Raw genomic sequence first — 10,513 nt, 5'->3', positions numbered from 1 at the left:
AATATGACGAGTAAGTCAGGAAGCATGCTCTCTAAGCAATAACCAAATGGTTTTGCAAGGTGAGGAAGAATTATCCTTCGCTAACTATTCTTAATTCTATTTTAGCATTAGGATATCTCGATTAAACATTGTAATTAAAATTAAATAAAAATAAATATGCTTAGACACCTGAAAATCTGGGTCTAAACATATTATACGAGGTGATATGTAGTGAATAAAGAACTTTTGCATAGCTTTGTCTTAAAATTTAGAGTAAATTCTAACCTAAGAGCTGGTTTTTTGCCTCCCAATATAGATGACTTTGAGTTTCCTTTTAAAATGTATCATGGTGCTTATAAGGAAGCTATAGAAGAAATTCAAAAAGAAAGAGAATGTACAGATGAGGAGCTAAATGTGTTCCATGATTTATTTCAAGTTTTTATGGATAATTTAAAAGAATCTCTAAACTATAATGTTGCGGAAAATATAATGATTAAAAGAATAGAAGAATAGCCCTTAATTTTTAAAAGGGCTATTCTTCTATTTCTAAGTCTTTACTACTTATGATTTTTTTCATTCTTCTTTCAAATTCTCTTCTAGCAAGCCAAACTTGACGTTCACACCCTAAGCATTTTAGTTTAAAATCGACACCAGTTCTCATAATCTCCCATTTGTTTTCTCCACAGGGATGAGGCTTCTTTAGCTGTACAACATCTCCTATATTGTATTTTACTATCATAATATTCCTCCCTACCACGATATAAGCTACTTCCCTATGAAAACCATATATGAAGTAGCTTCTTTTGTAAATACATTATATTATATTTTAGCTATTTAGTGAACTTTTATTCACTTTATCTTTCTCAACAATGACTCTTCTAGGGTATGGAATCTCTATTCCAGCTTTATCAAACTCTAGTTTTATTCTTTTTCTCATTTCTCTTTCAACCGACCATTGCTCCATAGGCTTAGTCTTTGCTACAACACCAAGCTGTAACCCCGTTTCCCCCAGGTTGGTCACTCCTAGAACATTAGGCCCCTCAACAATCTTATCATTATCCATAGATATTTGCTTAGAAAGCTCACTTAGAATAATGAGAGCTTTATCTACGTCTTCTTCATAAGCTATCTCTACATTTACTAAAGCTCTCATAGAGCCTCTGCTTAAATTGGTTACTGTTTGTATATTCCCATTAGGAACTATATGTAGCTCTCCTGAAAATGCTCGGATTTTAGTTATTCGAATGCCTATTTCTTCAACTAAGCCATCAAATCCTCCAGTTTTTATATAATCTCCTACTGAGTATTGATCTTCAAACAAAATAAAAAATCCTGTTATAATATCCTTCACTAAACTTTGTGCTCCAAAACCAATTGCAAGTCCGCCTATACCAGCTGTAGCTATAATAGACTCTATAGGCAACCCAAACTCCTTTAGGATGGCCACTACTCCAACGAAATAAAGTAAATATTTAATTATGCTTTTTAATATTATTGCTAGAGTATTTGATTTTCTTTCCTCAATCTTAAACCTAGTACTGTATCTCCTATTAAAAAATTTATCTATGAAGGAATATGACACTTTTATTGCTATTTTCATTAAAACAAATATTACGGCTACCTTTAGTATTTTCCCATAAATATTAAGCTCACCACTTGTCCCTATAAAGTGACTAGATACGCTTTTTGCGATCTCCTGCAAGATACGACCTCCTTTTTTAATTAATCTTGTTTGCTGATCGACCTGTACCCATTTTTACTATTTCATAAATCCCTTTTATAGAAAGTAAGGCTTCTTGTAAAATATTTTTTACATCATTTAAAGCTTCTGGTTTAAATCTTATAGATAATCCACAGCTAGCAGTAATCTCTCTAGGTGTAGGTATTATTTTAATATCTATGCCTTTGTTTTTTAATTCTTTTTCTCCTTGTATTGCATAATGAGTTGAATCAAAAGCTATTACATAATATACTTCTTCTCTCATGTTACCATCCTCTTATAATGTTATTGTGCTTGTAGAATTTTTCATCTTTTCAACTATAGTGTACATATTTGTTATTTCTCCAACTTCAAGCTTTTCTTTCAATCCAAAAAAGTCAAGACATGTTCCACATGACAATATTTCTACTCCCTCTGACTCTAGCTTTTTTAAATCCTCTAATACTGGTGAGCCTTCAACAGTAAGGTTTACACCACTATTTAAAAATAATAAGGCAGAAGGAAAAGGTATAGATTCTGTAAGAGTATATATATATCCCTTAATTAGTATGCTTCCTAGTTCTTCTGAGCCTTCTCCTAGTTTATCCTTATCAAACAAAATAACCATATCTTTAAATGTATTAGGAACACATACTCCGGTCTCTTCATTTTCTTTAGCTATTTCTCCCTTACTAATATGAATATAATATTCATTGGTAGTTCCCTTTTCCACTTTATAATCAAGATTTAAGCTCTTAGCCAATTTTGAAACATTTTCCTTTGCAACCTCATTATCTACAATAGTAGTCAATGTTCCTTCTATCATATCATCTAATTCTTTTTTAGTCATAATAACAGGCTTAGGACAAGTTTGATTCCTAGCATCAACTTCTCTTCTCATTATAAATTCCTCCTAGCATTTAATTGTCAGCTTATAACTATAGTATACTCGGTTTTTCTTTATTTTTGGACACATATATTTATTATCTATAAGGGAGGCTGTTATTATAGATATTTTTTATAGTTAAATTTTAATAAAATAAGATTTAATAATTTTAATTAAAACATTAATAATTTTAAAATTGATATTGACATTATTAATTATTGGTTATATTATATAATCAAATAGAGTATAACTTGAAAAATATTACACAAAAATCATAATATTAATCTATTTTCAATAAAAGCCTTAAAATCTTGTATGCTTTTATTATACCCTATTTTTACATCAATGACATGTGTTATAAGTTTTGTTGATGTTCATTTAGGTCAATTTAAGTAAATAAAAGTATTGTAGTAGAACTTTCTTATTCGTTATAAAAAAGGAGGTATTTATTTTGAAAGATGAAATAAAAGGTATTCTAGATAAGCTTCAAAACGGAGAAATTAGTCCTGAAAAAGCCCTTAAGCTTATAAAGAACATCGATATAAAAAATGATTTTGACAAAATAAAGCCTGCAAGAAAAATAAAAATACTCATAATCGATGGAGATGACCATAAGAAAATACACCTACCTGGTATACCTTTTGGGTTAGTTAGCTTTTTAGGAAAACTCGGCATAATAATAGCCCCTCTAGCAATTAAAAACAATAGAAATATAGATCCAAAGGCTAGAGAAGCACTTAAAGTCATAAAGGAAATAAACCTTAAAGAAATCTTCGATGTAATAAAAGCTCATGGTAGCTTTGACTTAGTTGATGTAATTAGTGAAAATGATGTAGTTAAAATATCAATTCTATAAGGAAGGTGAAACTATGAAAAAAGAAGCACTAGGACGATGCCCTGTATGTAACCATGAAATGAATGTAACAAGGCTTCACTGTAATCACTGTGATACTACTATAGAAGGAAACTTCACTTTATGTAAATTTTGTAGACTAACTGAAGACCATAAAACATTTGTAGAGGTATTTATTAAAAACAGAGGTAATATTAAAGAAATAGAGAAAGAGCTAGGTATCTCTTACCCAACAGTTAGAAGCAAGCTAGAAAACGTAATAGAAGCTTTGGGTTATAGTGTTAAATACGAAGCAAGAGTAGATAAAAAAGAAGTGCTTTCAAAACTCAGTGCAGGTGAAATAACTGCAGAGGAAGCAGTTAAACTTTTAAAAGAGGAATAGAGTTAGAGGAGGGAATGCTGTGAGTGAGGAAAGATTAATGGTGCTTACAATGCTGCAAGAGGGTAAAATTACTAGTGAGGAAGCCTCAAGATTGCTTAAAGCATTAGAGGAGCTAGAAATGGAAGAAGAGCTAGAAATAGAAGATGAATTATATAATCAAAATAAATTTATAGCAGATAATAGTATAGATGAAGAGAAGCAAGAAAATTTAGGTAACGAAGGGACAGCTACAAAGTTTGATAAATCTTCAAAAAAGTCAACAATGGAAAAGCTAGAAGAAAAACTAGAAAAAAAAGCTGAAAAATTAGAAAGTTTTGGTGACAGCTTTGGTGATAAAATGGATAACTGGGGAGAAAACTTTGGTAAAAAAATGGATACCTTTGGAGAAAGCTTCGGAGAAAAGATGGGAAACTTTGGAGAGAATTTCGGTGAAAAAATGGGTAAAGTTGGAGAAGATCTAGCTGAAAGCGCCACTTCTTTTGCAGAAAAAATATTGAAGATGGTCGATGGCTTTGTTGGCGACGGTGGCTTTAATCTTTTATTAGGTAATTATGAAACCATCAACGAAACTATTGATAAAGATTTATCTCTTAATAGCTCTACTTTTCTAGAAATACGAGGTGTAAATGGAAAAATAGTACTACATTCTTGGGAAGAAGAAATGATACGCATAAACGCTAAATGTTCTATTAAAAAATCCATATATGATAAAAATCAATCTGTATACGAGCTCGTAGAGCAGGATAATAAATTACTATTTAAGCCTAAATATAATAATGGAATAGGAACAAGCCTAGAAGTGTATATTCCATCAAATAAATTTCAGAAAATATATCTATTAACCACTAATGGGAGAATAGAAGCAAGAGAGCTTTCTCCAAAGGAGCTTATACTTGATACAACAAATGGTTCTGTAAGAATCCAAGAAATATATTCTGATAGAATAATAGCTAGCTCTAATAATGGGACTATTGATATAAACGATATACATTCGAACAAGGTAGAGTTGGAAACCTCTAATGCTACAATAAATGTAGACGATACTTTCTGCGAAAATCTAGTTGCTTCTACAAGAAACGGTAGAATTTCAGTTACAGATACTCAATCTAATATAATATCTCTTACTAGCTCTAATGCATCAATTAGGTTAGAAGACTGTGTAACGTCGCATGTAATTGCCAAGACATCTAATTCTGGTATTAAGATAAGTGATTTAGAAACATCAAGCCTACGCAAACTTGAAGCATACACTTCAAATAGCTCTATCGAAATATCTATAGACGATAATAGCAAATCCTATGACATTGATGCTCAAACCTCTATGGGTAGATTAGATGTACAAATACCTGACCTTGTATATGAAATAAATAAACAGCATAGCCCTGGAATGCAAAAAATATTAGCCCATAGCATAAATAGTGAGAATATCCAAAATCAGATTCATATAATTGCTTCTACCTCTAACGGTTCAATAAAAATAATCTAAAATAAAGGGGGCATTAAATTGAATAATTTAAGAGAAGAAAAAATGCAAATACTAAAAATGATTGAGGACGGGAAAATAAACTCAAAAGACGGAATAGAGCTTTTAAGTGCATTAGAGGAAAAAGAAAATTTGCCTATGCCAAAGTCTTCTAAATGGCTAAGGATAAAGGTGTTCGACCCAGAGGATAATACAAAGGTGAATGTAAATGTTCCAATAGCACTAATAGATGTGGGCCTAAAGTTTGCAACAAAGGTTTCTCCAGAGCTTAAAAATTCTGACCTTAACGGCATAGACTTTAATGAAATAGTTGAAATGATTAAAAGTGGGGCAGAAGGCAAAATAGTAGATGTGGAAAGTGGAGACGGTGAAAGAGTAGAGATAGTAGTTGAATAAAATATAGTATGCATAAACTACCCCTGTCAAGGAGACAGGGGTAGTTTAGTATAAGATTAAAGCAAAATATGTTAGAAAATAATATCCTTTAAATACTTTAATAATATATTGTTATGGTATAAATAGTATCCTATATTCGATTCAAAAACTCCTTTAGATAAGAACCCCTCAGGTGAAATTGATATAATAGGTGTGAGTATAGCAAAAATAATTAGTATTATCAATAGTCCTTTTATAAACCCAAAGCTAAAACCAAGTAGTTTGTTAAATTGCTTTATCAATGGAAGCTCTGTAAATATGTTTAAAAATCTTAGAATTACTATCATCCCTATTCTAACGATGATAAAAGCGATTATTAAGCTTATTACATCTATAAATATACGAGTTAAAGCCTCAGACATTGTGTTTAGCATGGCATCAGAAAACTCAGATGCGTATGTATTAAGTTGAGGACTTTTAGATATATTGTCTATTAATGGTTTGGGAAGCCTAAGTCCCTCTAGCATTGGTGAAGGTTCAAAAGTATTTAATTTATCTTCAAATATTGAATAGATTCCTCTATCAACAAAGCCTCTTATTTTTTCGTATAGATTCTGGTTATTTAATATAAACTGAGCTATTAAGGGATAATACAATCTAGCTATAATATAAGATAATATGACTCCTGCTAGATTAAAAACAGATAGAACAAATCCTTGATAGAATCCAGTTATTGAGCTTATTGCCAGAATAATAATAACACTTATATCTACCCAGTTCATACAGCACCTTCCTTTAATGTCTTATTCATCTATGTTTGTTTCTTCTTTTTTATTATAAAGCTTACCAACCAAAAAATTCTCTTTAGTAAATATTAAAATATTTCCTTTTATAAAGCTTATTTTTTCTATTTCATCATCACATATATATCTTAAAAAAATCTTATCTCCATTTACTCCTATAAGTTTACGTCCTCCTATTAAAAATATATCCTTTTTATTCATGTATATATGGTTATAGCTCTCATCTAATACTAATTTATCTTTTGTCTTTCCATTTGTCCCCAATGTCTCTATATAAGTCTTATCCCTTTCATAGAGCACATGTATTTGTTTTTGCCTTAGGTCAATTTTAACATCCTTTAATCTATTAATATCCTTACTCCACAGAGTTTCTCCCTCCATATTTATGCTCATGAGTTTATTGTCACTTACAATAATCATATCATCGTCTATGAAATCAGCATTATAGATAATCCAATCTAAAAAGTCTTTCTTCCATAGCAGCTCTCCTTCTATGGTATATAATAATAAGCTAGTTTTAACCTTGCTTTCTGATAAGTCTATTGTAGTAAATACAAAATTCTTTTTATCAGCTGACACATTACTAGATAGAAGCCTTCCCTTGTCTACTATAGTATTAGCCATTAAGGCTCCCTTTTCATCTAAAACATTTATTTGATCTATTTGTTCGCCTGCTTTTGTATATATTATTAAAAATCCATTTTTTTCAACAACTTTATTTATAGACTGTCTAGCATCATAGCCCCATTTCTCTTCTCCTTCAGAATTTAAAGCGATTATTTTTCCCTTGCTTTTATCAACTAGATAAATGGTGTTCTCCCCAAAATGAGTTAAGGGTGCATCCAATCCTATATCCTTTGACCATATTTTATTGCCTAATAAGTTATATGAATTAATGCTTTTATTATCAGAATTTACTATAATTCCATCATAGTCTTGTGTTTCTCCATTGCTTGTCCAAACAACATTTGTATTTTGAACTATTTGTAAGGATTTTTCTGTTTGTTTAAATAAGTCTTGTACCTTATCCTTCAATGATTTACTGAAGAACAATAGACCAATTATTATAATAGTTAGTACTATCCAAATCAGTTTTTTACCTTTAGTGTTTTCTTCTTTTGCAATCACAGTAATCCCTCCTATCTAAAGAGTATAATTCACTTTTTTCTATACAAATTCCTTCTATTTATATTTATAGTAATAACAATTTGATTTAGGATAATGTATATTAGCATAAAAAGTCCCAAATAGCCAAACAAGGGATATAATGTAGATACTAAGCTAGAAAAACCTATTTTAGCAAATGGAACAGCAAATACACAAAATACAGCTGAGATAAAAAAATTCCCTTCACCCACTAGCATAGAAACTCTATTTATACAGCCAAAGCCACTAGCAATAGCAGTCGTAAACATAGCAAGCCATAATATCGTAGAATACATAATCGGTCCCCAGCTCCCTAAAAGCTCAGAGGCTTTTATCATAGGTATTTCCATATTGTATATATCTGTATATAATATAAGGGTAGAAAGCAGAATAAATAAGCCCATGATTCCAAGTCCAACTCCCCCCATTATTCCCCCTTTGATAGCCTGTTTCTCGTTATTTATAATAGGAAATAAAGATGCTAACATAACTATTCCAGAAATACTATTGTAACTTACATAAAGAATAGACGATGTTAACCAATTACCAGTTTTAGTTATATTAGCCCCATAAAAATTGCTAAATATAAATCCTTCCTTTATTACTACAACTGACCCTACTAATACAATCCCCATAATCAAAAGTGGTACTACTAATCTGTTTACAAAGGATATTCCCTTTACACTAAACACCAAAGTTAGAAAGCATAAAAGTGTCATTATATAGATTCCAGCGTTCATAGACATGTTAAATTGTTCATAAAATATAGCTCCGCTTCCTGCAAGCATTATGCTGTATCCAATAAATAGATAAGATACAACTATTATTTCAAAAAATCTACCTGCCCTATTTCCTAAAAGTAAATTTATATATTCAGTATAACAAAAAAGCTTATTTCTATATACCTGCAATAATACAATTGTTCCTACTACGGAAAATAACAATGAAGCAAATATTATCCCTATTATACCCTTATACCCAAAAACTCCAAAAAATTGTATGATCTCCTGCCCAGAAGCAAATCCTGCACCTATTATGGTTCCAATATAAACGCTCGTTAAATCTCTCCACGAATTTTTCATAAATACGCAAGCCTCCTAGTCATAGTTAATAAATACTATGAAATACTAGGCTTATTTTATAACGAATAGGAAGGTGATTTTAGCTCCCTAAGTAAAAATATTTATTTCAATCTTCATATTTTTGGGTATATATGAACATGCCTAGTCATAATAATATCAGAAAAGAGGCAATTCGCAAAATATTACTATTTTGTTATACTATTATATTACTATTTGTTATATTATGAATATAGCATAATCAATATATAGAGCAATATATGCAGTTTACAAGGGGGATAAACAATGAAAAAAGTTCTAGTTTTAATTTTAGCTATAATTATTTTGTCTAGCTTTGCATATGAATATATGATTCCTAGCTTAGCATCTAGCTCTCTTATCATATCAATGCAGGATAATGAACCAAATGAAAGCTTGAGTATCGAAGATAGTAGTATTACAGGTAATCCTGATACTAGTCCAATAGATGAGGAAAACAAAAATGAAGAACATATTGATGAACAGGACGATAGTGAAAATCCTACTGAATTTGAAAATCCAGAAGTCCTAGATCCTATTCCTGAAAATGATTTAGAGAGAGAAAATCAAACTACTTCTCCAGCTGGAGATAATGAGCCTTCACAAGAAGAGCCTGTTGAAACCGAAACTGAAGCTATTCCAAAACCAGTACATAATATAATCCATACTTTGAATAAGAAAAACGCATGGTCTCATAAGACCGTGTATTTAACTTTTGATGATGGCCCTAGTCCTATAACTGATAAAGTATTAAATATATTGAAAAAAGAAGAAGTAAAAGCTACATTCTTTGTAATAGGTACCAAAACAGATGAAGGTAAAGCAACTCTTAAGAGAATTTCAGAGGAAGGACATTCTATCGGCAATCATACTTATAGTCATAATTACAATTACATATACAAAAATGCAGATAATTTTTTTGATGATTTATATAAAAACGAGAATATAATATATGAATCAACTGGAATACGTCCCAAAATAATAAGATTTCCCGGAGGATCAAATAATACTGCGACTAAAACCGAAAAAGGTAAAAAGATAATGAATGAAATAATGGATAGGCTCCAGAATCAAGGATATATTCATTTTGATTGGAATGCAAGCAGTGGTGACGCTTCTGTACATCCTGCATCTGTAGAAGAAATTATAAATAATACACTTACTTGGATCAGTAGAAATGATAATGCAGTAGTATTGTTTCATGATACATCTGCAAAAACTAATACCTTAAAGGCATTACCAACAATAATTGAAAAGCTTAAATTTTTAGGCTGTAATTTTGAAATATTAACTACTAGCTCCCCACATGTAGCTTTTGTAAAGAATAATAGTACAATAGATGACATAACTGAAGTTAGTAGTGATCATATTATAGAGCCTGTAGATGTTATAATTAATAATGATCGAATCAGAAAGCCTCCCCATGTAATTAGAAAGCTTCTAAGACTTGAAAGGGAAATGGAAGAAATGTATTTCAAAAAATAAAAAAATCCAGCGACGTCCTACTCTCCCAGGCGGTCTCCCACCAAGTACCATCAGCGCTGAAGGGCTTAACTTCTGTGTTCGGTATGGGAACAGGTGTGACCCCTTCGCTTTTGTCACTGGATTATGCCCTAACCCGATTGTTTCGGATGCTTTTCCCGAAAGAATCGCTGGTAGGTCAAACGCAATGAGCACCAAATTTGCACGACCGTATGGGAGTGAACAAATTTGTGTTGCGAAACTGCGATGCCCTAACCTATTAAGAGCTTCTTTATTGAGAATTGAGAATGGAAAATTGAGAATTATTCTTTCTTTTCTTTCTCTTTCT

At 31.1% G+C, this 10,513-nt stretch carries 13 protein-coding genes and 1 rRNA gene; 6 read left to right on the top strand and 8 right to left on the bottom strand.

From position 1 onward, the window contains the following. Positions 1-210 precede the first annotated feature (210 nt). Positions 211-492: a hypothetical protein gene (locus BLV37_RS14315; RefSeq protein ID WP_091733022.1), complete on the top strand. Its 282-nt coding sequence runs from the start codon at positions 211-213 to the stop codon at positions 490-492. A gap of 19 nt (positions 493-511) precedes the next feature. Here the strand turns inward: BLV37_RS14315 and BLV37_RS14310 are convergent, their stop codons facing one another. From BLV37_RS14310 to yedF, 4 genes are all read right to left on the bottom strand, one after another. Then, positions 512-718 (bottom strand): DUF951 domain-containing protein, encoded by a 207-nt coding sequence (locus tag BLV37_RS14310; protein ID WP_091733019.1) that lies wholly within the window; start codon positions 716-718, stop codon positions 512-514. Positions 719-805: 87 nt separating this feature from the next. Continuing rightward, a complete protein-coding gene (locus BLV37_RS14305) occupies positions 806-1,681 on the bottom strand; it encodes a mechanosensitive ion channel family protein (RefSeq protein WP_244270563.1) in 876 nt (291 codons plus the stop codon). Between the two features lie 16 nt (positions 1,682-1,697). Beyond that, a complete protein-coding gene (locus BLV37_RS14300; RefSeq protein ID WP_091733017.1) occupies positions 1,698-1,964 on the bottom strand; it encodes a putative Se/S carrier protein in 267 nt (88 codons plus the stop codon). 12 nt (positions 1,965-1,976) lie between these two features. Beyond that, positions 1,977-2,579, bottom strand: a complete 603-nt coding sequence (yedF, locus tag BLV37_RS14295) for a sulfurtransferase-like selenium metabolism protein YedF (protein WP_091733014.1) — start codon at positions 2,577-2,579, stop codon at positions 1,977-1,979. A gap of 436 nt (positions 2,580-3,015) precedes the next feature. On the opposite strand from yedF, the gene BLV37_RS14290 reads away from it, so the two are divergent. Genes BLV37_RS14290 through BLV37_RS14275 form a run of 4 tightly spaced genes read left to right on the top strand, consistent with a single transcriptional unit; the run spans position 3,016 to position 5,678 of the window. Continuing rightward, positions 3,016-3,420 carry an SHOCT-like domain-containing protein gene (locus BLV37_RS14290; RefSeq protein WP_091733011.1) on the top strand — a complete coding sequence of 135 codons (405 nt, stop codon included), beginning with the start codon at positions 3,016-3,018 and terminating at the stop codon, positions 3,418-3,420. Positions 3,421-3,433: 13 nt separating this feature from the next. Beyond that, a complete protein-coding gene (locus tag BLV37_RS14285; protein WP_091733009.1) occupies positions 3,434-3,799 on the top strand; it encodes a DUF2089 domain-containing protein in 366 nt (121 codons plus the stop codon). A 19-nt stretch (positions 3,800-3,818) separates the two neighbouring features. After that, entirely contained in the window at positions 3,819-5,285 is a 1,467-nt protein-coding gene (locus BLV37_RS14280; protein WP_091733006.1) for a DUF4097 family beta strand repeat-containing protein, read from the top strand. Between the two features lie 18 nt (positions 5,286-5,303). Next, positions 5,304-5,678: an SHOCT-like domain-containing protein gene (locus BLV37_RS14275; RefSeq protein WP_244270562.1), complete on the top strand. Its 375-nt coding sequence runs from the start codon at positions 5,304-5,306 to the stop codon at positions 5,676-5,678. Positions 5,679-5,749: 71 nt separating this feature from the next. On the opposite strand, the gene BLV37_RS14270 is transcribed toward BLV37_RS14275, so the two are convergent. Genes BLV37_RS14270 through BLV37_RS14260 form a run of 3 tightly spaced genes read right to left on the bottom strand, consistent with a single transcriptional unit; the run spans position 5,750 to position 8,688 of the window. Next, positions 5,750-6,439 (bottom strand): CvpA family protein, encoded by a 690-nt coding sequence (locus tag BLV37_RS14270; RefSeq protein WP_091733004.1) that lies wholly within the window; start codon positions 6,437-6,439, stop codon positions 5,750-5,752. Between the two features lie 21 nt (positions 6,440-6,460). Then, positions 6,461-7,588, bottom strand: a complete 1,128-nt coding sequence (locus BLV37_RS14265; RefSeq protein WP_091733002.1) for a DUF5711 family protein — start codon at positions 7,586-7,588, stop codon at positions 6,461-6,463. Positions 7,589-7,617: 29 nt separating this feature from the next. Continuing rightward, entirely contained in the window at positions 7,618-8,688 is a 1,071-nt protein-coding gene (locus BLV37_RS14260; RefSeq protein ID WP_091732999.1) for a YkvI family membrane protein, read from the bottom strand. A gap of 282 nt (positions 8,689-8,970) precedes the next feature. On the opposite strand from BLV37_RS14260, the gene BLV37_RS14255 reads away from it, so the two are divergent. Continuing rightward, positions 8,971-10,188, top strand: a complete 1,218-nt coding sequence (locus BLV37_RS14255) for a polysaccharide deacetylase family protein (protein WP_091732997.1) — start codon at positions 8,971-8,973, stop codon at positions 10,186-10,188. A 4-nt stretch (positions 10,189-10,192) separates the two neighbouring features. On the opposite strand, the gene rrf is transcribed toward BLV37_RS14255, so the two are convergent. Continuing rightward, positions 10,193-10,309: ribosomal RNA gene (gene rrf, locus BLV37_RS14250) — 5S ribosomal RNA — on the bottom strand. Between the last annotated feature and the right edge of the window lie 204 nt (positions 10,310-10,513).

Origin of the sequence: Proteiniborus ethanoligenes (assembly GCF_900107485.1) — a bacterium.
Taxonomy (GTDB): Bacteria; Bacillota; Clostridia; order Tissierellales; family Proteiniboraceae; genus Proteiniborus; species Proteiniborus ethanoligenes.
Note: the sequence above shows the minus strand (reverse complement) of the source record. Positions and strands in the feature narration are given on the sequence as shown.